This is a genomic window from Streptomyces sp. NPDC030809 (genome assembly GCF_055572195.1).
Map to the genome: position 1 here is coordinate 18,449 of NZ_JBVIDV010000025.1, position 22,755 is coordinate 41,203.

At 74.3% G+C, this 22,755-nt stretch carries 22 protein-coding genes; 12 read left to right on the forward strand and 10 right to left on the reverse strand.

Going from position 1 to position 22,755, the window contains the following annotated elements:
- The first annotated feature begins 107 nt into the window (after window positions 1–107).
- Window positions 108–1,475 (forward strand): alpha,alpha-trehalose-phosphate synthase (UDP-forming), encoded by a 1,368-nt coding sequence (locus ACZ407_RS28340; protein ID WP_468133118.1) that lies wholly within the window; start codon window positions 108–110, stop codon window positions 1,473–1,475.
- Here the strand turns inward: ACZ407_RS28340 and otsB are convergent.
- The 3 genes from otsB to ACZ407_RS28355 form a co-directional block, all read right to left on the reverse strand.
- On the reverse strand, window positions 1,444–2,247 hold the full coding sequence (otsB, locus tag ACZ407_RS28345; protein ID WP_468133120.1) for a trehalose-phosphatase: 804 nt from the start codon (window positions 2,245–2,247) through the stop codon (window positions 1,444–1,446). The two genes, ACZ407_RS28340 and otsB, sit on opposite strands and share 32 nt — an antisense overlap.
- A gap of 176 nt (window positions 2,248–2,423) precedes the next feature.
- On the reverse strand, window positions 2,424–2,675 hold the full coding sequence (locus ACZ407_RS28350; protein WP_468133122.1) for a DUF3263 domain-containing protein: 252 nt from the start codon (window positions 2,673–2,675) through the stop codon (window positions 2,424–2,426).
- Between the two features lie 96 nt (window positions 2,676–2,771).
- Window positions 2,772–4,049, reverse strand: coding sequence for an ABC transporter substrate-binding protein (locus tag ACZ407_RS28355; protein ID WP_468133124.1), 1,278 nt, complete (start codon window positions 4,047–4,049; stop codon window positions 2,772–2,774).
- A 200-nt stretch (window positions 4,050–4,249) separates the two neighbouring features.
- Here ACZ407_RS28355 and ACZ407_RS28360 point away from each other — a divergent pair, with 200 nt between their 5' ends.
- From ACZ407_RS28360 to ACZ407_RS28370, 3 genes are all read left to right on the forward strand, one after another.
- The gene (locus ACZ407_RS28360; RefSeq protein WP_468133273.1) at window positions 4,250–5,182 is read left to right on the forward strand and encodes an ROK family protein; all 933 of its coding nucleotides are present in this window, start codon (window positions 4,250–4,252) and stop codon (window positions 5,180–5,182) included.
- Window positions 5,182–6,333 carry an N-acetylglucosamine-6-phosphate deacetylase gene (nagA, locus tag ACZ407_RS28365; RefSeq protein WP_468133126.1) on the forward strand — a complete coding sequence of 384 codons (1,152 nt, stop codon included), beginning with the start codon at window positions 5,182–5,184 and terminating at the stop codon, window positions 6,331–6,333. Before ACZ407_RS28360 ends, nagA begins: the two co-directional genes overlap by 1 nt.
- Before the next feature lie 139 nt (window positions 6,334–6,472).
- The gene (locus ACZ407_RS28370) at window positions 6,473–7,408 is read left to right on the forward strand and encodes a 1-phosphofructokinase family hexose kinase (RefSeq protein WP_468133128.1); all 936 of its coding nucleotides are present in this window, start codon (window positions 6,473–6,475) and stop codon (window positions 7,406–7,408) included.
- A 55-nt stretch (window positions 7,409–7,463) separates the two neighbouring features.
- Here the strand turns inward: ACZ407_RS28370 and ACZ407_RS28375 are convergent, their stop codons facing one another.
- Both ACZ407_RS28375 and cdgB read right to left on the reverse strand, forming a co-directional pair.
- On the reverse strand, window positions 7,464–8,480 hold the full coding sequence (locus tag ACZ407_RS28375) for a CBM35 domain-containing protein (RefSeq protein ID WP_468133130.1): 1,017 nt from the start codon (window positions 8,478–8,480) through the stop codon (window positions 7,464–7,466).
- Between the two features lie 68 nt (window positions 8,481–8,548).
- A complete protein-coding gene (gene cdgB / locus ACZ407_RS28380; protein WP_468133132.1) occupies window positions 8,549–10,249 on the reverse strand; it encodes a diguanylate cyclase CdgB in 1,701 nt (566 codons plus the stop codon).
- 423 nt (window positions 10,250–10,672) lie between these two features.
- On the opposite strand from cdgB, the gene ACZ407_RS28385 reads away from it, so the two are divergent.
- Window positions 10,673–11,296, forward strand: coding sequence for a flavin reductase family protein (locus tag ACZ407_RS28385; RefSeq protein ID WP_468133134.1), 624 nt, complete (start codon window positions 10,673–10,675; stop codon window positions 11,294–11,296).
- A gap of 145 nt (window positions 11,297–11,441) precedes the next feature.
- Here the strand turns inward: ACZ407_RS28385 and arfB are convergent, their stop codons facing one another.
- Window positions 11,442–11,867 (reverse strand): alternative ribosome rescue aminoacyl-tRNA hydrolase ArfB, encoded by a 426-nt coding sequence (arfB, locus tag ACZ407_RS28390; protein WP_468133136.1) that lies wholly within the window; start codon window positions 11,865–11,867, stop codon window positions 11,442–11,444.
- A 150-nt stretch (window positions 11,868–12,017) separates the two neighbouring features.
- Here arfB and ACZ407_RS28395 point away from each other — a divergent pair, with 150 nt between their 5' ends.
- Window positions 12,018–12,593: a TerD family protein gene (locus tag ACZ407_RS28395; protein WP_468133138.1), complete on the forward strand. Its 576-nt coding sequence runs from the start codon at window positions 12,018–12,020 to the stop codon at window positions 12,591–12,593.
- Between the two features lie 120 nt (window positions 12,594–12,713).
- Entirely contained in the window at window positions 12,714–13,226 is a 513-nt protein-coding gene (locus tag ACZ407_RS28400; RefSeq protein WP_468133140.1) for a GNAT family N-acetyltransferase, read from the forward strand.
- A gap of 517 nt (window positions 13,227–13,743) precedes the next feature.
- Here the strand turns inward: ACZ407_RS28400 and ACZ407_RS28405 are convergent.
- Entirely contained in the window at window positions 13,744–15,150 is a 1,407-nt protein-coding gene (locus tag ACZ407_RS28405; RefSeq protein ID WP_468133275.1) for a M1 family metallopeptidase, read from the reverse strand.
- 96 nt (window positions 15,151–15,246) lie between these two features.
- Window positions 15,247–15,789 (reverse strand): GlcG/HbpS family heme-binding protein, encoded by a 543-nt coding sequence (locus ACZ407_RS28410; protein ID WP_468133142.1) that lies wholly within the window; start codon window positions 15,787–15,789, stop codon window positions 15,247–15,249.
- 314 nt (window positions 15,790–16,103) lie between these two features.
- Between ACZ407_RS28410 and ACZ407_RS28415 the strand changes: the two genes are divergently transcribed.
- The 3 genes from ACZ407_RS28415 (at window position 16,104) to ACZ407_RS28425 (ending at window position 19,106) form a co-directional block, all read left to right on the forward strand.
- Window positions 16,104–17,324 (forward strand): sensor histidine kinase, encoded by a 1,221-nt coding sequence (locus ACZ407_RS28415; RefSeq protein ID WP_468133144.1) that lies wholly within the window; start codon window positions 16,104–16,106, stop codon window positions 17,322–17,324.
- Window positions 17,321–17,944 carry a response regulator gene (locus ACZ407_RS28420; RefSeq protein ID WP_468133146.1) on the forward strand — a complete coding sequence of 208 codons (624 nt, stop codon included), beginning with the start codon at window positions 17,321–17,323 and terminating at the stop codon, window positions 17,942–17,944. Before ACZ407_RS28415 ends, ACZ407_RS28420 begins: the two co-directional genes overlap by 4 nt.
- A gap of 658 nt (window positions 17,945–18,602) precedes the next feature.
- A complete protein-coding gene (locus ACZ407_RS28425; RefSeq protein WP_468133148.1) occupies window positions 18,603–19,106 on the forward strand; it encodes a hypothetical protein in 504 nt (167 codons plus the stop codon).
- Between the two features lie 55 nt (window positions 19,107–19,161).
- Here the strand turns inward: ACZ407_RS28425 and ACZ407_RS28430 are convergent, their stop codons facing one another.
- Window positions 19,162–19,842 (reverse strand): pentapeptide repeat-containing protein, encoded by a 681-nt coding sequence (locus ACZ407_RS28430; protein WP_468133150.1) that lies wholly within the window; start codon window positions 19,840–19,842, stop codon window positions 19,162–19,164.
- 174 nt (window positions 19,843–20,016) lie between these two features.
- On the opposite strand from ACZ407_RS28430, the gene ACZ407_RS28435 reads away from it, so the two are divergent.
- Entirely contained in the window at window positions 20,017–21,006 is a 990-nt protein-coding gene (locus ACZ407_RS28435; RefSeq protein WP_468133152.1) for a zinc-binding dehydrogenase, read from the forward strand.
- 219 nt (window positions 21,007–21,225) lie between these two features.
- Window positions 21,226–21,753 carry a hypothetical protein gene (locus tag ACZ407_RS28440; RefSeq protein WP_468133154.1) on the forward strand — a complete coding sequence of 176 codons (528 nt, stop codon included), beginning with the start codon at window positions 21,226–21,228 and terminating at the stop codon, window positions 21,751–21,753.
- Here ACZ407_RS28440 and ACZ407_RS28445 read toward each other — a convergent pair.
- The gene (locus ACZ407_RS28445) at window positions 21,743–22,225 is read right to left on the reverse strand and encodes a GNAT family N-acetyltransferase (protein ID WP_468133156.1); all 483 of its coding nucleotides are present in this window, start codon (window positions 22,223–22,225) and stop codon (window positions 21,743–21,745) included. The genes ACZ407_RS28440 and ACZ407_RS28445 overlap by 11 nt on opposite strands.
- Between the last annotated feature and the right edge of the window lie 530 nt (window positions 22,226–22,755).

Here is a 22,755-nt window from a genome sequence, read left to right on the forward strand (position 1 = left end):
GCGGGCCCGGGGGCGCCCGGTGCGGCGCGTGGCCTGAGGCGTGCGCCGTGCGGCGGCCCGCGCGCCGGAAACGTTTGAGCGGGAGCGGGCCGGGCTAGGTTGGCCGCATGGCTTCTCACGTGCTCGTTGCAGCGAACCGTGGCCCGCTGTCTTACACGCTTTCCGAGGACGGGGCCCTGACGGCCCGGCGCGGCGGGGGCGGGCTGGTCTCCGGCCTGTCGGCGGCCCTGGCCGGGCAGCCGGAGGCCCTGTGGGTGTGCGCGGCCCTGGGCCCGGCGGACCGGGAGGCGGTCCGGCGCGGGGTCTCCGAACCGGGGGTCCGGATGCTGGACATCCCGGAGGAGGTCTACGCGGACGCCTACAACGGGATCGCGAACTCGGTCCTGTGGTTCGTCCACCACCACCTGTACGACATCCCGCGCGAGCCGGTCTTCGACTCCGCGTTCCGGCGCCAGTGGCAGGCGTACGAGGCGTACAACCTGGCCTTCGCCGAGGCGCTGGCGGCGGAGGCGGCCCCCGGGGCGGCGGTCCTGGTGCAGGACTACCAGCTGGCGCTGGTGCCCGGGCTGCTGCGGGAGCGGCGCCCGGACCTGCGGATCGGCCACTTCACGCACACCCCGTGGGCGGATCCGGCCTATTTCCGGATGCTGCCGGAGGACATCCGGGAGCGGCTGCTGTGGGGGATGCTCGGCGCGGACCGGCTGGGCTTCCACACCGAGGTGTGGGCGGACCTGTTCCGGCGGTGCGCCGGTCCCGAGCGGCTGGGCCGGACCGAGGTCGCGGTGCACCCGCTGGGGGTGGACGGCGAGGAGCTGCGGGAGCTGGCGCACCGGCCGGACGTGAACGACCGGCTTGCGGGGCTGCGGGCGGAGGTCGGGGACCGGCGCACGGTGGTGCGGGTGGACCGGACCGAGCTGTCGAAGAACATCGTGCGCGGGCTGCTGGCCTACCGGGAGCTGCTGGCGGAGCGGCCGGAGTGGCGCGGCCGGGTGGTGCACCTGGCCTCGGCCTACCCCTCGCGGCAGGACCTGGCGGTCTACCGGGACTACACGGCGGAGGTGTCCGCGCTCGCGCAGCGGATCAACGAGGAGTTCGGGACGGCGGACTGGCAGCCGGTGCTGGTGTCCGTCCAGGACGACTTCGCCCGCTCGCTGGCCGCGTACCGGATGGCGGACGTGGCGCTGGTGAACCCGGTGCGCGACGGGATGAACCTGGTGGCGAAGGAGATCCCGGTGGTCTCGGAGGCCGGGTGCGCGCTGGTGCTGTCGCGGGAGGCGGGGGCCTTCCCGGAGCTGGGCGAGGACGCCTTCGCGGTGAACCCGTACGACGTGTCCGAGACGGCGGCGGCCCTGCACGCGGCGCTGTCCCTGCCGGAGCCGGAGCGGGCCGAGCGGACCAAGCGCCTGGCGGCGGCGGCCACCGCGCTGCCGCCGGCCCGCTGGTTCACCCGGCAGCTGGCGGACCTGCTGCGCTGATCTCCGCGGCCAGGGCGGCGAGGAACGCGACGACCGAGGCCGGGCCGTCGAGGACCAGGTCGGCCCGGGCGGCCAGCTCGGGCACCTCGGAGGAGCCGCTGCACACGAGCAGTCCGGGCAGGCCGTCGGCGCGGAGCTTCTCGACGGCGGCGAAGGCGGCGAGGTCCCCGAGGTCGTCCCCGGCGTAGAGGACGGCCCGGGCGCCGGTCTCGGCGAGGTAGCCGGCGAGGGCGACGCCCTTGTCCATGCCCGGGGGGCGCAGTTCGAGGACGGCGCGGCCGGGCTCCAGGATCAGGCCGTGCTTGTGGGCGAGGTGGGCGAGCGGGTCGCGCAGGGCCTCGAAGGCGGCGGCCGGGTCGGCGGCCCGGCGGGTGTGCACGGCGACCGCCTGGCCCTTCTCCTCGATCCAGGTGCCCTGCCAGGCGCCGACCGCGTCGAGGCAGCCGGGCAGCTCGGCGCGGACGGCGGCGACGCCGGGGTGTTCGGCGGGGGCGTGGACGAGGCCGGTGGCGGCGTCCCAGCGCTCGGAGCCGTAGTGGCCGAGCACGCGGAGGTGTTCCAGGCCGGGGATCCCGGCGAAGCCGCCGTAGCGGACGGCGACCCCGGCGGGGCGGCCGGTGATCACGGCCACGGAGCCGACCTGCGGGGCGAGGGCGGCCAGGGCCGCCACCGCCCGGGGGTGTGCCCTCGCCCGCTCCGGGTCCGGGACGATCTCTGCGAGCGTGCCGTCGAAGTCGAGCGCGACCACGGATCCGGCGGGGTCCCGGAGCATGGCCTCCAGCCCGTGCCGCCCGGCGGCCGTCCGCGGGCGCGGCAGCGCCCCGGCTTCGGGGGGAAAATCCGGCCCGTCCGGCGCGTGGGGGCCGGGGTCCGGGGCGGAGCCCCGGGGAGGGACAGGCGGATCCGGGACGTGCGGATGGCTCACCATGGGTCCGACCCTACTGGGACTCAGCGCCGGGCGCGCCGGTCCTCGCGGATCCGGCGGAGGCGGTTGACGGTGCCGGGGGCGTGGGCCAGGGCCCGGGGGTCGTCCAGGAGCGCGTTCAGCAGCTGGTAGTAGCGGACCGGGGACATGCCCAGTCCCTCCCGTATCGCCCGCTCCTTGGCCCCCGGCCCGGCCCAGCTGCGCCCCTCGTACGCGAGCACGGCGGCCTCGCGCTCCGAGAGCGCGCCGTCCCGCCCCTGCTCGTGATCCGTCATGCCCCCAACATAACCGGCCGCTCGGACACGCCCCGGCGGAGCCGAATCCCGCCCCGCCCCGGGGGTCCGGGGGCGGAGCCCCCGGAAGCGGGCCGGTCAGCCGTCGTTGCGCCGCGCCGTGTCCGCGATCGCGTCGAGGACCTTGTCGGGGTCCCCGCCCGGCTGCAGGGCCTTGCCCACGTTCTGCTTGATGTCCTCGCTCACCCGCGCCCACGACTTCTTCCCGACCGGGTACAGCCGCGACCCCGGCAGCGCGCTCAGGAAGGTCTTCAGCTGCTCGGCCGAGGCCCCGGTGCTCGCCTGCATGGCGCGGTAGCCGGTGGTGGTGACCGGCAGCAGGTCGTACGTGCCGGTGAACTTGGTGACGTTCTTCTCCTCGTACATGAAGTCGAGGAACTTGCCGGCCTCCTTGGGGTGGCCGCCGCTCTTGAAGGCCATGACCCAGTCGGCGACGCCCATCGTGGGCTGCTCGCGGCCGTCCTCGGTGGGCATGGGGACCATGCCGAACTTCACGCCCTTGGCGGCGGCCTGCTTCATGAGGGTGGGGTGGCCGTTGAGCATGCCGACCTCGCCGCGGGTGAAGGCGTCGAAGGCGGCCTGCCGGTTGAGCTCCCAGGGCGGGGTGGCGCCGGTGAGCCCGGGCTCGACGAGGTGCCCCTTGAGCCACTCCAGGGTCTTGGTGTTCTCCGTGGAGTCGATGCTGTACGTCTCGTCGTTGTCGGTGTAGCCGCCGCCTCCGGCCAGCAGCCACATCATGGTCTCCGCCTGGGCCTCCTCGCGGCCCAGCGGCAGCGCGAAGGGGGTCTTGGCGGTGCCCTTGAGCTTCTTGGCGGCGGCTTCCAGCTCGTCCCAGGTCTTGGGGGCGGCCTTGACCCCCGCCTTGTCGAAGAGCTCCTGGTTGTAGAAGAGCAGGCGGGTGCTGGAGACGAAGGGCATGCCGTACTGGACGCGGCGGATCTTGCCGGCGTCGGCGAGCGGGCCGAGGAAGTCGGCCTCGGTGGTCACCGAGAGCAGCTGGTCGGTGGTGTACAGCTTGTCCGCGGCCGCGTAGTCGGCGTAGGCGCCGATCTGCGCGATGTCGGGGGCCTTGCCGGCCTTGTCCATCTCGGCGACCTTGGCGTCCACCTCCTCCCAGGAGTAGACGCTCACCTCGACCTTGATGCCGGGGTTGGCCGCGGTGAAGGCGGCGGCCAGGTCCTCCCAGTACTGCTTGGAGGAATTCGAGGGATTGTCCCCGTAGTCGGCCGCCACGAGCCGCAGGGTCACCTCGTTGTCCCCGGTGAGGCTTCCACAGCCGGTCAGGGTCGCCGTCATGCACAGTGCCGCTGCTGCGGCGGCCAGGTTCCGGTAGCGCGGCTTCACTGCTGTTCCCACCCTTGTCTTCCCCGGTTCTCTTCCCGTTCCTCGTCCGTAAGGTCTACACCACCCGGCCGCTCCGCTTACAAGTGAGGTGCCCATGCAGAGGACTTCCCGTCCGCGAGCTGGGCAGCTGATTTGTATGGCGGCTCAACAATCCCGATCAGTGGACTAGACCTTTCCCCTTCCCACGCGCGAGACTGTCCCCCGTGAAACCCGTGAAACACGTCATCGCCCTCGATGTGGGCGGCACCGGGATGAAGGCCGCCCTGGTCGGGGCGGACGGCACGCTGCTCCACGAGGCGCGCCGGGCCACCGGCCGCGAGCGCGGCCCCGAGGCCGTCGTCGAGTCGATCCTCGCCTTCGCCGCCGAGCTGCACGCCCTCGGGCAGGAGCGGTACGGACAGCCGGCGGCCGCCGCCGGCGTGGCCGTGCCCGGCATCGTCGACGCCGAGGAGGGCATCGCCGTCTACGCCGCCAACCTCGGCTGGCGTGACGTGCCGCTGCGCGCGATGCTCAGCGAGCGCCTGGACGGGATCCCGGTCGCCCTGGGCCACGACGTCCGCACCGGCGGCCTGGCCGAAGGCCGCATCGGCGCCGGCCGGGGCGCCGACCGCTTCCTCTTCGTGCCCCTGGGCACCGGCATCGCGGGCGCCATCGGCATCGCCGGGGCCATCGAGGCCGGCGCGCACGGCTACGCGGGCGAGATCGGGCACATCGTGGTCCGCCCCGGCGGCCCCGCGTGCGGCTGCGGCCAGCGCGGCTGCCTGGAGACCCTGGCCTCCGCCGCCGCCGTCACCCGCGCCTGGGCCGCCGCCTCCGGCGACCCGCAGGCGGACGCCGCGGACTGCGCCAAGGCCGTGGAATCCGGCGACGCCCGCGCCCTGGCCGTCTGGTCCGGGGCCATCGGCGCACTCGCCGACGGGCTGGTCACCGCCCTCACCCTGCTGGACCCGCGCACCCTGATCATCGGTGGCGGCCTGGCGGAGGCCGGGGAAACCCTGTTCACCCCCCTGCGGGCGGCCGTCAAGGAACGCGTGACGTTCCAGCGGCTGCCGAACATCGTGCCGGCGGCCCTCGGGGACACCGCCGGCTGCCTGGGCGCGGGCCTGCTCGCCTGGGACCTACTCGCCACGGAGGTATCCGCCTGATGTCCGGAAGCGCACACTGCACCGTCCTCTCCGGCGCGAGGGTGGTGCTGCCGACCGGGATCGTCGAGAACGGCCGCGTCATCGTCGAAGGCCCCCGCATCGCGGGCGCCGCCCGGGAGGACGCGCAGGTCACCGACCTGTCCGGACACTGGGTGGTCCCCGGCTTCGTGGACATGCACAACCACGGCGGCGGCGGCGCCTCCTTCACCTCCGGCACCGCGGAGGACGTCCTCACCGGTGTGCGCACCCACCGCGAGCACGGCACCACCACCCTGGTCGCCTCCACCGTCACCGAGGACCTCGCCGAGCTGGCCCGCCGGGCCTCCCTGCTCGCCGAGCTGGCCCAGCAGGGCGACATCGCGGGCATCCACTTCGAGGGCCCGTTCATCTCCCCCTGCCGCAAGGGCGCCCACACCGAGGGCCTGCTGCGCGACCCCGACCCGGCCGAGGTCCGCAAGCTGATCGACGCCGCCCACGGCCAGGCCCGCATGGTCACCCTCGCCACCGAGCTGCCCGGCGGACTGGACTCCGTACGCCTGCTCGCCGAGCACGGGGTGATCGCGGCCATCGGGCACACCGACGCCAGCTACGACCAGACCCGCGAGGCCATCGACGCGGGCGCCACCGTCGCCACCCACCTGTACAACGCCATGCCCGCCCTGGCCCACCGCGAGCCCGGCCCGATCGCCGCCCTGCTGGAGGACGAGCGGGTCACCGTCGAGCTCATCAACGACGGCACCCACCTGCACCCCGCCATGCTGGAGCTGGCCTTCCACCACGCCGGGGCGCACCGGGTCGCGCTGATCACCGACGCCATGGACGCGGCCGGCTTCGGGGACGGCACCTACCACCTCGGCCCGCTCGCCGTGGAGGTCAAGGACAGCGTGGCCCGCCTGGTCGAGGGCGGCTCCATCGCCGGCTCCACCCTCACCCTGGACACCGCCTTCAAGCGCTCCGTCACCGTGGACCGGCTGCCGGTGGAGTCCGTGGTCCAGGCGATCTCCGCCAACCCCGCCAAGCTCCTCGGCCTCTACGACGAGGTCGGCTCCCTGGAGCCCGGCAAGTACGCCGACCTGGTCGTCCTCGACGACTCCTTCGCGCTCAAGGGCGTGATGCGGCGCGGCGAGTGGATCGTGGACCCGCGCACCTGAGGGCCCGTACGGGTTGATCCACCCGGCTGGAACACGGAGGCGGGCAGCCCCTGCACTGGGCTGCCCGCCTGCCGTTTGGCATGATCCCGGCACCGAACACGAAATTCCGAACGCCGAATCGGGACCCGGGGGTGCGCCGATGATCCTGACCGTGACGCTGAACACCGCTCTGGATGTGACGTATCACGTGCCGCAGATGCGTGCGCACAGCTCGCACCGCGTCTCCGACGTCACCGAGCGCCCCGGGGGCAAGGGCGTGAACGTCGCCCGGGTGCTGGCGGCCCTCGGGCACGAGGTCACCGCGACCGGGTTCGCGGGCGGTCCGGCCGGCGAGGTGCTGCGCTCCTCCCTGACCCGCTCCCCCGGGGTCCGCGACGCCCTGGTGCCCTGCGCGGGCAACACCCGCCGCACCCTGGCCGTGGTGGACGAAACCACCGGGGACACCACCCAGTTCAACGAGGCCGGGCCGCTGATCACCGCCCCCGAGTGGGCCGCCTTCCTGGTCCGCTACGAGGAGCTGCTCGGGGCCGGGACCCGCGCCGTCGCCCTGTGCGGCAGCCTGCCGCCCGGGGTGCCCGTCGGGGCCTACGCCACCCTGATCCGCACCGCCCGCGCCGCCGGGGCCGCCGTCCTGCTGGACACCAGCGGGGAGCCGCTGCGCCGCGGGGTCGCCGCCCGCCCCGACATCGTGAAGCCGAACGCCGCCGAGCTGGCCCAACTGACCGGCTCCCGCGAGCCCTTGCCCGCCACCCTGGCCGCCCGCCGGCGCGGGGCGCACGCGGTGGTCACCTCCCTGGGTCCGGCGGGCCTGCTGGCCGCCACCCCGCAGGGCATCTGGCAGGCCGCGCCCCCGGCCCCGATCCCCGGCAACCCGACCGGCGCGGGGGACTCGGCGGTCGCCGCCCTGCTGGCCGGGCTCTCCCGCGGGGAGGACTGGCCCACCCGGCTCACCCACGCGGTGGCGCTCTCGGCGGCCACGGTGAAGGCGCCCGCAGCGGGCGAGTTCGACGCCGGCACCTACGAACGGCTGCGGGGCACGGTCACGGTGACGGCGGGTCAGCCGGGTCGGCCCTGAAACGCCGCCGACCCGCCGCTTCCGCGGCGGGTCGGACCCGTTTCGGCGAGGAGGGTCAGGGCTTGACCTGGCCCTGGATCAGCCGGAGCTGGTCGATGATCGCCTCGCACTTGTTGTTCGCCTCGCACGACAGCTTCAGGGCGTTGGTGCCCTTGGAGAGCTCGATGTACGAGTAGCTGTAGGTCCAGCCCTTCTCCCAGTCGTTCTCGGCCGCCTTCGAGAAGTTGCTGAACCGGATCGGGCGGTCCTGGTGCACGCCGTTGATCGTCAGCGTGCCGTCGCCGTCCTTGCCGGGCACGGAGTAGTTCACGAGGAAGGTGTACTGGCCGGTCTCGGGCACGTCCACCGTCCACGTGATCGCCGCGCCGACCTGGTTGAACCCGCCCACGTACTGGCCGCCGGCGCCCTTGGCACCCGGCACCTGGTTCTGCGGGGTCGCGCCGCCGCTGAGCACTATGCCCTGGCCGGCCGCCGCGTCCGTGACCGGGATCTCGGCGCTCTTCGTCGGCTTCTTCGTCGGGTCCTTCTTGCCCGGGGTCGCCGGGGCCTCGGTGACCTGGTGGGTGGGCTGGTTCGCGAGGTCGCCGCCGTCGCCCTTGTCCTTGCCCTTGTCCGAGAGCAGGGCCACACCGATGCCGATGACCACCGCGCCGACCACCGCGATCGCACCGATCAGCAGGCCGCGGCGGCTGGAGCCGCGGGCGGGCTGCTGCGGCGGGGCGTAGGGGGGCTGCTGCCCGTACGGCTGCTGCGGCGGGACCCCGTAGCCGCCGGCCGCCTGTATGGCCTCGGGGGCCTGGTAGTGCGGCTGCGGCTGGTGCGCGGTCTGCTGCTGCGGGACCTGGCCGCGCTGGCCGCCGTAGGTCCGCTCGCCGACGGTCCGCACCTGGTTGTACGAGGTCCTGGGGACGCGCGGCTGTGCACCGCCCTGGCCCGGGTAGCCGTAACCGCCGCCCTGCGTGGGCGGGGTGGCGCCGGCCGCCTGGCCGTCCGCGTAGAGGTAACCGAACGGGTCGTCGTCTTCTGGCGTGTTCGCGCCGTTGTTCGGGCCGTTGTTCGCGGGCGTCGTCATCGCAGGTCACTCCTTTCGACCCCGGGGAGCCTACCTCGAACAGGCGCTCCCCCGGGCTCCGGATGACCTCAGCCGGCCCTGCGGTGGGCCTTGGAACGCGAGCGCTTCTCGATGTACATGCGCTGATCGGCGGAGCGCAGCACCTCGTCCGCGGACATTCCGCAGCTGGCCCAGCCGATGCCGAAACTCGCGCCCACCCGCACCGCCCGGCCGTCCACCCGGATCGGCGGGATGATCGCGTTGCGCAGCCGGACGGCGAGATCGGCGGCGTCGGCGGCGCCGAGCCCGTCGGCGAGGACGACGAATTCGTCACCACCCAGCCGGGCGACCGTGTCACCGTCGCGCACCCCGGTCGTCAGCCTGCGGGCCACCTCGATCAGCACCGCGTCACCCGTGTGGTGCCCGAAGCGGTCGTTGATCGACTTGAAGCCGTCGAGGTCGCAGAAGAGGACCGCCAGGCCCTTGGTGCCGTCGTCGAGGTCCGTGGCGGGGGCCACGGTGTGCACGTGGTGGTCGTAGCCCGCGACCCCGGGCCCGCCCGCCGCGGACCCGCCCGCCGGTTCGAAAGGGTCCGGGAAGCCGTCCCCCTGGAAGCCCTCGCTCTGGAACCCGTGGCTCCGGTAGCCCTCGCCGGTCTCCGCGCCCTCGTAGGCCGCGTCCAGGGCCTCCACGGCCGTGGCCCGCACCGACTGGGGCCGCCGGCACAGCCGGGCCCCGAGCCGGGCCCGCAGCTCGGCGCTGTTGGGCAGCCCGGTCAGGGAGTCGTGGCTGGCCCGGTGTGCGAGCTGGAGCTCGTGCCGCTTGCGCTCCTCGATGTCCTCGACGTGCGTGAGCAGGAAGCGCGGCCCGTCGGCGGCGTCCGCGACGACGGAGTTGCGCAGCGAGACCCACACGTACGTGCCGTCCCGGCGGCCGAGCCGCAGCTCGGCGCGGCCGCCCTCGGCGGAGGTCCGCAGCAGGGTGCCGATGTCCTCGGGGTGGACCAGGTCGGAGAAGGAGTAGCGGCGCAGGACGGAGGCGGGCCGGCCCAGCAGCCTGCACAGGGCGTCGTTGGTGCGCAGCAGCCGGCCGTGCTGGTCCCCGCCCATCTCGGCGATGGCCATGCCGCTGGGCGCGTACTCGAAGGCCTGCCGGAAGGACTCCTCGCTGGCCCGCAGCGCCTGCTGCTCGCGCTCCAGCCGGACCAGGGCCCGCTGCATGTTCGCGCGCAGCCTGGCATTGCTGATCGCAATGGCGGCCTGGAAGGCGTACATCTGGAGGGCTTCGCGGCCCCAGGCGCCCGGTCGGCGCCCGTTGCGCGGCTTGTCCACCGAGATGACCCCGAGCAGCTCCCCGCCCGTCGCGTACATCGGTGCGTAGAGGCGGTCCTCGGGGTGCCACTCGTCCTCGAAGCGCGGATCGGGGCCCTCGGTGTGCCACTGGGGCACGTCGTCCTCCAGCAGGACCCAGCCCTCGGTGTGCGGGATGAACCGCAGGCCGCCCCAGGACTCGCCCATGGCGAGCCGGCGCTCCCAGGAGGTGCGGGAACCCACGCGTCCGGTGATCAGCGCCTCGGCGGCGGGGTTGCCCGCGAAGGCGGCGACGACGAGATCACCGTCGGGGCGGACGAGGTTGACACAGGCGAGCTCGTAGCCGAGGCCCACGACAATGCCGTCCACGACGGTCTGCAGAGTGTCCGCCAGGCTGCGGGCCGTGTTGAGTTCGGCCACCACCTGGTGCAGCTGCCGCAGGGTCGCAAGACGGACGTACGGCTCCGACTCGGTCTCCATTGCTCGCTCTCCCCGAGACCTCGACAGCAACTCCAGGTTTGTCATCGTCGTTTCGTTGCGGTGTCCATTCCACTGAATCACAGTGAGCTGTTCCGCCGGTACACAGGGTCAACAAATCTTGCCCTCTGTGACTCAAGTCACATCAGATGAATTACGGCCGCCCGGATGGCTGGGAGCGCTCCCCCTCGTTCCCGAGAGCAAACGATACGCCGACGGGTAGGTCGGCGGCCCTAGGTCGCGGCTCGGACTCGGGTCCGATGTGCCGCGCGGGAGGGCGAGACTAGCGTTCCGGGTGTGCTGAAGACGAGACCCCTGACGGCCCCTTCCGCGGGCCACCCCGCGGGACCTGCCGCGAGCCACTCCGCGGGCCGCCCCGCGGGCCCTTCCGCCCCTGGAGAGCCCGGCAGCCCTCATGCTGAGGGGGTGAGCAATGACGAGTTCCGCGCCGCGATGTCCCGGCTGGCGGCAGGCGTGGTCCTGGTCACCGCCCTGGAGGCACCGCTGGACGAGGCCGTGGGCATGACCGCCACCGCCTTCATGTCGGTGTCGCTGGACCCGCCGCTGGTGCTGGTGAGCCTGCGCGAGGGCTCCCGGATGGACGACCTGCTGGCGGAGCAGCCGCTGTGGGCGGTCTCGATCCTGGCGCAGAGCCAGCGGCACGTGGCCGCACGCTTCGCGATGAAGGGCCGCATCAGCGACCGGCTGCTCTTCGCGGACCTGCCGCACGAGGCGGGTCCGCTGAGCGGCGCCCCGCTGGTCCGCGGCGCCCTGGCCACGCTGGAATGCCGTACGGAGTCCCGGGTCACGGCGGGGGACCACACGCTCGTCATCGGCCGGGTGCTGGGGGCGGGGCTGCCGGGGGTGGCGGGGGCGTCGGCGGGGGCGTCGGCGGGGGCGTCGGCCGGGACGGTGGCGGGGGCGTCGGGCGGAGCCCGGACGCACGCGACGGCACAGGCGCAGGGTCAAGCGCAGGGTCAGGCGCAGGCAGCCGGTGGGGACGACCCGCTCGTGTACTTCCGGGGGCGGTACCGGCATTTGGGGGCGTGAGGGCGGGCGTGAGGGCGGGCCGCGACGGTGCCGGCGGAACGCTGGTGGCAGGGGTGGCGGCGGCACGCAGACCACGTCGGTCCCGGCGGCACGCTGGTGGCCGGGGGCGGCGGGGCGCAGACGGCGAGGGTGGCGGAGGTCCGGGTCACCAATCGCGGCCGGAGCGGCCCCGCTTCGTGTCCGAGCGGGCCTTCTTCTCCCGCAGCCGCCGCTCGTTGATCCCGCGCGGGATCTTCGTCGGCCGGCGCGGCTTCGGCGGCGGCGCGGTCGCCTCCGCGAGCAGCGCGGCCAGCCGGACGGCCGCCATCTCGCGGTTGCGCCACTGCGAACGGTGCTCGGAGGCGCGGACCGTCAGGACCCCGCCGACCAGCTTCCCGGCCAGCCGCTCCAGCGCCCGCTGCTTCCACACCTCCGGCAGCGCCTTCGTGGCGCCGAGGTCGAAGCTCAGCTCCGCCTTCGAGTCCGAAGTGTTGACGTGCTGTCCGCCCGGCCCGGAGGAACGCGAGAAACGCCAGACGAGCTCGGCCTCCGGAAGGACGACCGAACCGCGGATGACATAGGGACCAGGCATGCCCCCTATGATCCCGGCCCGCCGCGGCCGCGTCACTCCGATTTCGCGGGGTTGGAACCCGCCGGGCCCCTCCCCGCGTTATGACAGACAGCGGTAGCTTGACGGTGGCCGGAACCGACGGCCACGGACGAGAAAAAGGGGACATCTCCAATGGCGGTAAGCCTGTCCAAGGGCGGCAACGTCTCGCTCACGAAGGAGGCCCCGGGCCTCAGCGCCGTCACGGTCGGCCTCGGCTGGGACGTCCGCACGACCACCGGTGTGGACTTCGACCTGGACGCCTCGGCCATCGCGGTGAACGCAATGGGCAAGGTCGTCTCGGACAGCCACTTCGTCTTCTTCAACAACAAGGCCACCCCCGACCAGACCATCGTCCACACCGGTGACAACCGCACCGGCGAGGGCGCGGGCGACGACGAGGCCATCAACGTCAACCTGGCCGGCCTCCCGGCCGACGTGGACAAGATCGTCTTCCCGGTCTCGATCTACGACGCCGACTCCCGCGGCCAGAACTTCGGCCAGGTGCGCAACGCGTACATCCGCGTCGTGAACCAGGCCGGCGGCTCGGAGATCGCCCGCTACGACCTCTCCGAGGACGCGGCCACCGAGACCGCCATGGTCTTCGGCGAGCTGTACCGCAACGGCGCGGAGTGGAAGTTCCGCGCGGTCGGCCAGGGATACGCCTCGGGCCTGACCGGCATCGCCCAGGACTTCGGCGTCAACGTCTGACCGTCCTGACCGTCCTGACTGTCCTGACCGTCCCCGGACGGCACGGAACCCCCTGCGGCCGCGCGCGGCGGGGGGTTTCGGCGTAGGTGCGCCGGCCGGGGCGGGGATAGGTTCGGGCGCATGATCCTGGAATCCCTCGCCCGTGTGGACGGCGCGCTGCCCGGGCCCGTACTCACCGAGGTCACCGCGCTGTACGCGGCCAACCGGGAGTTCTTCGAACTCAGCGGGGACTTTCCGGACCCGGCCCGCATCACGGTCGGGCAGGTGGCCGCGGCCCTCGCGGACGAACTCGCCGAACCGGGCTCGGAGGTGCTCCTCGCCCGCTCGGAAGGCCGGCTCGTCGGCCTCGCCGCGACCCTCGCCCACCATCCGGCCGGGGCCGACCCGGACCCGTGGATCGGGCTGCTGCTCATCGACTCCGCGGTCCACCGGCAGGGGTACGGCACGCGTGTCGCGGACCTGGTCGAGGACCGGTTCCGCGCGGCGGGGCGGGACGGGGTGCGGCTGGCCGTACTCGACGACAACCTGCGGGGGCTGGCGTTCTGGACGGGGCGGGGTTACGAGCGGGTGCGGGCGGGCACGGACCGTTCGCTGGGCCGCCCCTGCCAGGTCCTCCGCAAACCCCTCCCCTGACGGGCCCCAGCACGGAGGCTCCGCCCCAGACCCCGCGCCTCAATCGCCGGCGGGGCTTGGATTGGGGGCTCCGCCCCCGGCCCCCCGCGCCTCAATCGCCGGCGGGGCTTGATTTTGCCCCCGCGGGTTCCCCCTGCCTGAGCACGCCCCAGCCACGCCGTGCAAACCCCGGCCTCACGAGGCACGTTCCCGGTGCGCCGGGCACGCTCCAGCTTCGCGCGGCAACCTCCAGCCTCGCGCGGCACATTCCAGCCTCGCTGCGCACACTCCAGCCTCGCCGGCGTTTGAGGCGCGGGGTCTGGGGCGGAGCCCCGGGCCTTTCAGCCCCGCCGGCGATTGAGGCGCGGGGTCTGGGGCGGAGCCCCGGTTCGGGAAGGGGCGGGTAGGGGAAAGCCCCGCAGGGATCCAAGCCGGGCCCTTCGGGGGCTCCGCCCCCGCACCCCCGCGCCTCAAACGCCGGCGAGGCTGGAAGGCGGCCCCGGGCCTCAAGCGCGCCGGTGGAGCTTATTTGGCCGTGTCACGGGGAAGGCGGTTTGTCCTCGCCGTAGAGCCACGTGTCCCAGACGTCCGTCAGGTCATGCCCGGTCCGCTCCTCCGCGAACTCCGTGAAATCCTCCGTGCCCGCGTTCCGGTACCGGAACTGCCCGGCCCACCCCTTCACGAGGTCGAAGAAGGCCTCGTCCCCGACCTCCTCGCGGATCTTGTGCAGCACCATCGCCCCCCGCGCATACACCGGCGGATCCGAGATGTGCGCAGCACTCGGCGGCTCCGCGGGCGGGAAGGCCCAGACCGCGTCCGTCGCCTCCTCGTCGACCTCCGTGTCGCCCTCGTAGAACGCGTCGAACATCTCCTGGGCCGTATACCCCTGGTGGTCCTCACCCCACAGCCACTGCGCGTACGTGGCGAAGCCTTCGTTCAGCCACATGTCCTGCCAGCTCTTCGGCGACACCGAGTTCCCGAACCACTGGTGGGCGATCTCGTGGACGATCAGCTCCTCGTTCGGAGCGCTGGAGTACACGGGCCGGGTCTGGGTCTCCAGCGCGTACGTCAGGGTCCCACCGCTCTCGACGATCGCCCCGGCGGAGCCGAAGGGGTAGCGGCCGAACTTCTTCGCGCCCCAGTCGACGACCTCGGGCAGCCGGGTCAGCGCACCCCGGCTCTTCTTGGCCTCGCCGGGGACGACCGCCGAGTACAAGGGCACACCGCCCGGGGAGCGCCCGGTGGTGATCCCGTACCGGCCGATGGCCACGGTGGCCAGGTAGGTGGCCATCGGCTCGCCGCTGCGCCACTGGAAGGTGGTGCCGGAGGCGTGGTTCACGCGGGATTCCAGCGTGCCGTTGGAGACCGCCTCGTAGCCGGTGGGGACGGTGATGCGGACGTCGTGGCGGGCCTTGTCGGAGGGGTGGTGGTTGCCGGGGAACCAGGCCATGGAGCCGACCGGTTCACCGACCGCGAGGGCACCGTCGGCGGTCCGGATCCAGCCCTCCTTCGAACCGTCCGGGTCCTTGATGGTCTTCGGGCGGCCGGAGTAGCGCACGAGGGTGCGGAAGGTGCGGCCCTTCTTCAGGTCGTCGGGCGGACGGACCGTCAGTTCCTGGCCCACGCGGTTGAACCGGGCGCCCTTGCCGTCGACCGTCACGGAGTCGACGCGCATCCCGTCGAAGTCGAGGTTGAAGGAGCTGAGCCCCTGGGTGGCGGAGGCGGTGATCTCGGTGGTGCCCGACAGCTCCCCGGTGTCCGGGGCGTAGTCCAGGGTGATCCCGTAATGGCTCACGTCGTAGCCGCCGTTGCCGGACCGCGGGAAGTACGGGTCCCGCAGCCCGGACGCGCCCGGCCGCCCCTGCACGGAGCCGCCGGTGCACGCGCCGAGGAGGGCGAGCGCGAGCACGGCGGCGGCTGCGGGGGCGGCGGGGCGACGGCTCAGGCGTCGGCTCCGGCTCCGGCTCCGGGTGCGGGTCGTACGGGTGCGGGTGCGGTCCACGCCTTGATCCTAAGCGGGGCCGCGGCGGAGGGCCGGGGCTCAGTCCTGGACGGCCTCGACGCCGGCCTTGGCGTACTTCTCGTCCAGGTCCCCGCTCGGCGCACCGGCCACGCCGATGCCGGCCACGGGCGCGCCCTTGAACTGGACGGGGGCGCCGCCGCCGAGGAAGAGGGTGCCGGGGATGTCCTTCAGGTTGGGCGCCTGGGCGAGGCGGCCGGCGAGGACGGAGGTGGGCGCGTTCCAGGACACGGCGGTGAAGGCCTTGCGCTGGGCCGACTCGTACGACTGCGGACCGGCGCCGTCCCCGCGGAGGGTGACGACGGTGTTGCCGTTGCGGTCGACGACGGCCACGCTGACCCGCTGGTTCTCGTCCTCGGCGGCGTCCAGCGCGGCCTGGGCGGCGCGGGTGGCGGCCTCGATCGACAGGTGCGTGGAGGTGGTGAAGGTCCCCCGGTCGTCCTTCTTGGCGAGCACCTGCGAGGGCGCGGCCGGCGCGGCGCTGGCCTGCAGGGCCCCGAAGGTACCGGCACCGAGGGCGGCGGCGAGGGCGGCACCGGTGAGCACGCGGGTACGGGTCTTCATGGCGGTCTCCTTGCGACGGGGTGTGGTGGCGGGGCGGCGTCCTGCCCGCCCTCCCATCGTGGGCGCGGCGCGGGTGCCTCCCCGTCGGCGTACCGGCTGCCGGGCGCCTGCGGACCGGCTGACCCGGGGGTCGGCCGATCGGTTGATGCGGCCCCCCGAATCCCGTGTTCGCCTGTTCCCGGGACCCCGCCCCGGTTCGGGAGGGTCGGCGCGTGGAAAGGCCCCGCAGGTCACGGCGAGCGCCGCGGGGGAAGATGGACGGGCCGGCACGGCCGGTGGGACAGCAGGCCGGGCACCGGCCGGAAAGGCACCGCATGGCGACCGCACTGCGCACCGCAGCCGGCACCCGCACCCTGCCCGCAGTCGCGCACACCGCCTTCTTCCTCCTGCTCGGCGCCTCCCTCACCCGCTTCCTGATGCGCCACCCCGGCGAACCCCGCACCCCCTGGATCCTCGCCCTCAGCCTGACCCTCGCCCTGCTGTACGTACTCGGCCCGGCCCTCGGCGCAGCCCTCGGCGCGCCCCCCACCCGCCCCCGCCTGCTGTGGTTCGGGCTGGTGCTCGCCACCTGGGTCGCGCTCGTACTGCTCGCACCCAGCTTCGCCTGGTGCGCCGTACCGCTGTTCTTCACCGCGCTGCGCACCCTCCCCGCCCGCCCGGCCGTCGTCCTCGTCGCCCTGCTCACCGCGTTCGTGGTGGTCGCACAGCTGCGCCTGGCCACCTCCTTCGACCCGAACCTCCTCCTCGCACCGCCCGCCGTGGCCGCGCTGGCCACCGCCGTGTTCGTGCACATGGAGCGCCAGGCGCAGGCCCAGCGGGAGCTGATCGACGACCTGATCCGCACCCGCCGCGAGCTGGCCGCCACCGAGCGCCGCGAGGGCACGCTCGCCGAGCGCCAGCGGCTCTCGATGGAGATCCACGACACCCTCGCCCAGGGCCTGTCCAGCCAGCAGATGCTGCTCCAGGCCGCCGACCGCACCTGGGACAGCGACCCGGCCACCGCCCGCGCGCACGTCCGTACCGCCACCGGGATCGCCGCCCGCGGGCTCGCCGAGGCCCGCCGCCTCGTGCACGACCTCGCGCCCCCGCAGCTCGACGGCGGGGCCGGGCTCGCGGAGGCCCTGCGGGCGCTGGACGCGGGCCCGGAGGTCACCGTCCGCTTCCACCTGGAGGGCACCCCCGTCCCGCTGCCCGGCCGCACCGAGTCCGCACTGCTGCGCATCGCGCAGGGCGCCCTCGCCAACGTGCGCGAGCACTCGGGGGCCCGTACCGCCGCCCTGACCCTCTCCTTCCTCGGCGACCAGGTCGTCCTCGACATCGCCGACGACGGCCGGGGCTTCGACGCTCCCGCGACCGGTGCGGCCGCACGCGGCGGCGCCGCCCCCGGCGCGCCGGAACGCGGGCACGGGCTGCCGGCCGTACGGGCGCGGGTCGCGGCCCTCGGGGGCACCCTGGCGGTGGAGTCCGCGCCCGGCGAGGGCACCGTGCTGTCCGTCTCGATCCCCGTCCCCCCGGTTCCGGAGGACCAGCCATGACCACGAAGATCCTGCTGTGCGACGACCACGCCGTGGTACGGGCCGGACTGCTGGCGCTGCTCGGCAGCGCGCCCGGATTCGAGGTGGTCGGCGAGGCCGGCAGCGGCGAGGAGGCGGTGGCCCTGGCGGCGAAGCTGCGGCCCGACGTGGTCCTCATGGACCTCCAGCTGGGGGCCGGGATCGACGGGGTGGAGGCCACCCGCCGGATCACGGCCGCCCCCGGCGCCCCGCACGTCCTCGTCCTGACCACGTACGACACGGACGCCGACATCACGCGGGCGATCGGCGCGGGCGCCACGGGCTACCTGCTGAAGGCGGAACGCCCCGAGGAGCTGTTCTCGGCGATCCAGGCCGCCGCGGAGGGCCGCACCGCGCTGTCCCCGCCGGTGGCGAGCCGGGTGATGGCCCACATGCGGGGCTCCCGGCCCACCCTGACGGACCGCGAGCTGGACATCCTCGGGCAGCTGGGGCGGGGGCTGGGCAACCGGGAGATCGCGCGGGCGCTCTTCATCAGCGAGGCCACGGTCAAGACGCACCTCGGCCGCATCTACGACAAGCTCGGCGTGGACACGCGGGCCGGCGCGGTGGCAGTCGCCAAGGAACAACGCCTCCTCCCCTGACGGGGCCCCGCCCCGCACCGCACCGCACCGCACCGCGGACGCGAGGCGCACGCGGCGTACCTCCCGGCTCGGCCGGGGGCACCTCCCAGCCCCCTGGGGCGGGGGGAGTACGAGGCACGGGATCCGGGGCGAAGCCCCGATCTTTCAGCCCCGCCGGCGTTTGAGGCGTACCTCCAGCCCCGCCAGGGGGTACCTCCCAGCCCCCTGGGGCGGGAGGAGTGCGAGGCACGGGGTCCGGGGCGGAGCCCCGATCTTTCAGCCCCGCCGGCGTTTGAGGCGTACCTCCAGCCCCGCCAGGGGGTACCTCCCAGCCCCCTGGGGCTGGGGGGAGTTCGAGGCACGGGGTCTGGGGCGGAGCCCCGGTTCGGGAAGGGGCGGGTAGGGGAAAGCCCCGCAGGGTCCCGGCCCCGGCCTTCGGGGGCTCCGCCCCCGCACCCCCGCGCCTCAAACGCCGGCGAGGCTGGATTTTGCCCCCGCAGGGTCGGATTCGACGCGCAGCGTCAGGGCTGGCCCGCAGGGTCGGATTCGACGCGCAGCGTCAGGGCTGGCCCGGAGGGGGCGGGGCGGCGCGGCCCGGCAGGGTCGCGGAGGACGCGCAGGGTCGCAGGGGGCGGGGCGGGCGCGCCGCGCCCCTGCGGCCCCGTGACACCATGAGGACGTGCTCGACATCGGCTACTCCCTCTCCCGCCGCTTCCCGGACCCCCCGCAGACCGACTACCGGACCGCGGACGTCCACACCCTGCGGCACGACCTCTTCTGCGGCGACGTGTACCTCGCGGACACCAAGGAAGACCGCGAGGTGTCCACAGCCTGGGGATGGGTGCCCGTGCTGGACTTCGCCTGGGCGTTGTGCGACATCGTCGAGCAGCTCGACCGGGACCCGCGCGGCAGCCGCTCCTCCGAGCGGCAGTACGCCGAGCTCGACTTCACCGAGTCCACCGACTGCATCCTGTTCGAGCGCCGCTTCGGCTGGGTGGACATCGAGGCCGACTGGATGGCCCCGGAGGAGCCCCCGCTCACCTTCAGCCACCGCCTGCTGCGCCGCGAGGCCCGCGACTTCCTGCACGACCTGATCGCGGACCTCACGGACATGCACGAGGGCCTGGCCGACAACCCGGTCGTCTGGACCCTCCAGTCCCGCTTCCCCCGCGTCCCGGCCTGACCCGGCCGAACCGCCCACCCGGCCCCCCGCCGACCCACCCGGCCCCGCCGGGGCCCTACGCCTCCACCCGGATGCCCAGTTCCACCGCCAGCGCGGGAGCCAGGTCCAGCAGCTGGACCGGGCTGACCACCGCGCCCGCGAGCCGGTCCAGCCCGCGTACGACGTCCAGCCGGGCCGCCGCGCGGAAGTCCACGTCCTTCATGCGCACGCCCGTGAAGTCCGCCTGCAGCAGCGAGCAGTCGCGGAACTCCACGCGCTCCAGTTCCGCTCCCCCGAAGTCCGCCTCCGCGAGCACGCAGCCGTCGAAGACCACGTCCCGGAGCCGGGCGGCCCGGAAGTTCGCGTAGTCGATCTTTCCGCCGCGCACCAGGACCCCTTCCAGCACGGCCCCGTGCAGCTGCACCCCGCCCAGCCGCGCCTCCAGGACCTCCACCTCCCGCAGCGAGGCCCCGGCCAGGTCCGTGCCCACCCCGCGGACCCCGTCCAGCACGGAGTCCACCAGCAGCGCCCCCCGGAGCCCCGTCCCGTCGAGACCGCACCCGGCCAGCCGACAGTCCAGGAACCTCGCCCCGGGCCCCTCCTGCCCCGCCAGGTCCGACCCCCTGAACTCCAGCCCGTCGTAGTCCCCGTCGGGCTCCAGCTCGCCGCCGTACGCCGGCAGCTCCGCCGGCAGCCGCACCTCCGGCCGCCGCGCCGCCTTCACCGCACCCGTCGCCCGCCGTCCGTTCCGCACCATCCCCCCATGGTGGCCGCCCCCACTGACAACGCCCACAGCACCGCCGCCGACCTGCGCAAACGAGGGGATGGACCCGCAAGGCTTGACCTCAAGGTCGGTTGAGGTCGTTGGCTCTGGTGTGCGGCCCCCGCGGCCGAACCGACCCGAGCCGCCCCGACCACGAAGGAGCCCGCCATGCACGCCGTACGCCTCCACGCCTTCGGTCCCGCCGAGAACCTGACGTACGAGGAGACCGAGGACCCCGTCCCCGGCCCCGGCCAGGTGCGGATCGCCGTGGCCGCCGCCGGGGTGCACCTGCTCGACACCGCCCTGCGGGCCGGGCTGCCCGGGCCGCTCCCGCTGCCCGAACTGCCCACCGTGCCCGGCCGCGAGGTGGCCGGGACGGTGGACGCGGTCGGGCCGGGTACCGATCCGGCCTGGCTGGGCCGCCGGGTGGTCGCCCACCTGGGCCCGGTCCCCGGCGGCTACGCGGCGGCCGCGGTCACCGACGCCCGCCGGCTGCACCCCGTGCCGGAGGGGCTGGACGAGGCGGCCGCGGTCGCGATGATCGGCACCGGCCGCACCACCCTGGGCATCCTGCAGTTCGCGGAACTCGGCCCGGACGCGGTCGCCGTGGTCCCGGCCGCCGCGGGCGGCATCGGCACCCTCCTCGTGCAGTACGCCAAGCAGGCCGGAGCCACCGTGATCGGCCTGGCGGGCGGCCCCGCGAAGGCGGCCCGTACCGCGGCCAACGGCGCCGACCTCGCCCTCGACTACACCCGGCCGGACTGGGCGCGACAGGCTCGCGCCTTCCTCGGGGACCGGGCGGCGACGGTCGTCTTCGACTCGGTCGGCGGGGAGACCGGCCGGGCCGCGGTGGACCTGCTCGGACCCGGCGGCCGGCACCTGGTCTTCGGCTGGACCGACTCCGCCGGGCCGCTCACCTTCACGGAGGAGGAGCTGGCCGAACGCGGCATCACCTCCACCCGGGTGCTGGGCCCCGCCATGCTCGCGAAGACCGGCGGGGACGACCCCCTGCGCACCCTGGAGACCCGCGCCTTGGCCGAGGCCGCCGCGGGCCGCCTGGTCCCGGCCGTCCAGCGCTTCCCCCTCGCCGAAGCGGCGACCGCCCACCGCGCGCTGGAGACCCGCGGCACCATGGGGAAGGTCGTACTGGAGCCGTAGGGGCGCAAGCCGAGGGGGCGGAAGGCCGTAGGGGCGAACACCGAAGGGGCCGAGGGGCATAGGGGGAAGCCCGAAGGGGTGAAGCGGCGTAAGGGGCTGCGGGGCGAACCGGAGAGGAGGCCGCGCGCGTCCCCTCCACCGAGGCCACGTCACGCGCCGCCAGGCGCCGCGCCGCCCTGCACGACCACTCACCGCCACGCACCCCCGGGGGAGCCACCGATGTCCGTCCGCATCACCACCCGCACCGCCCGCACGGCCCGCACCGCGGCGATCACCGCCACCGCCGCCGCGGCCCTCGCCTTCGTCGCCGTCACCGCCACCGGGTCCCCGGCCGCCGGCCGGTCCGACGCCGCCGCCGGGACCGCGGCCCAGGCCGCCCCGGCGGCGGCAGCGGCCGCCGCGCCCTCCGTCTCCGGCAGCCCGGCCGGCGCGTTCACCCGGATCGCCGACTTCTACGGGGCCTACACCGACGCCGTGTACGCGCACGACGGCCGGACCGCCGAGCAGCTGCGCAGCTTCTACCTCTCCAAGCCGCTCCAGCGCAGCCTGAAGGCATGGGAGGAGCGCAACCACGCCGACGGGGTGCTCCGCGCCCAGGACGTCCCGCTCAAGTGGAAGGTCACCTCCACCGGCAACGGCATGGGCAAGGCCAACGCCACGGTCACCCTGACCTGGGGCCACGACACCACCAAGGTCTACGTCCAGGCCGACCTGGCCACCAAGAAGATCACCGGCATCAAGGGCTGACCGGCGCGCCGAGTTCCTTGAGGGCGCCGTCCGTCAGCCGGTGCAGCTGCCACTCGTCCTGCGGTACGGCGCCCAGGGACTCGTAGAAGCGGATCGTCGGCTCGTTCCAGTCCAGCACCATCCACTGGAGCCGGCCGTAACCGCGCTCCACGCAGATCCGGGCGAGCGCGGCCAGCAGCTGCCGGCCGTGGCCGCCGCCGCGGAACTGCGGGCGTACGTACAGGTCTTCCATGTGGATGCCGTGGACTCCCTGCCAGGTGGAGAAGTTCAGGAACCACAGCGCGAAGCCGGCGGTCTCGCCGGTGTCCGTCTCGGCGATGTGCGCGAAGGCGGCCGGCTCCGGGCCGAACAGCGCGGTGCGCAACTGGCCTTCGGTGACGTGCACCTCGTCCAGGGACTTTTCGTACGCGGCGAGTTCGCGGATCATCGCGCGGATCTCGGGGATGTCGGAGGGGGTTGCGGGCCTGATCACGGGCCGCACCCTAGGTCTTGGCGGGGTGTGCGGTGCAACAGCCGCTCCGGCGTCGTGGGCTGACGGGTGGACAGCCGGGGCTGTGCGCCCCTGCGTACCACCCCGCGCGCCGTCCCTGTGTGCCGCGTTCGCCTCGCCGCTGGGCACGCCCCCAGCCTCGCCGAGCCCACCCCGGCCTCGCCGAGCCCATCCCAGCCTCGCCGAGCCCACCCCGGGCTCTCGCCGAGCCCACCCAGGCCTCGCCGAGCCCATCCCGGGCTCTCGCCGAGCCCACCCAGGCCTCGCCGAGCCCATCCCAGCCTTACGGGGCAAATTCCAGCCTCAGCCGGGCGCATCCCAGCCCCGCCGGGCACGCTTCCAGCCTCGCGGGGCACGCTTCCAGCCTCACGGGGCACGCTTCCAGCCTCGCGGGGCACGCTCCAGACTCGCGGGGCACGCTTCCAGCCTCGCCGGGGGGGGGGGGGGGGGGGGGGGGGGGGGGGGAGAGAGGGGGGGGGGGGGGGGGGGGGGGGGGGAGAGGAGGAGGGGGG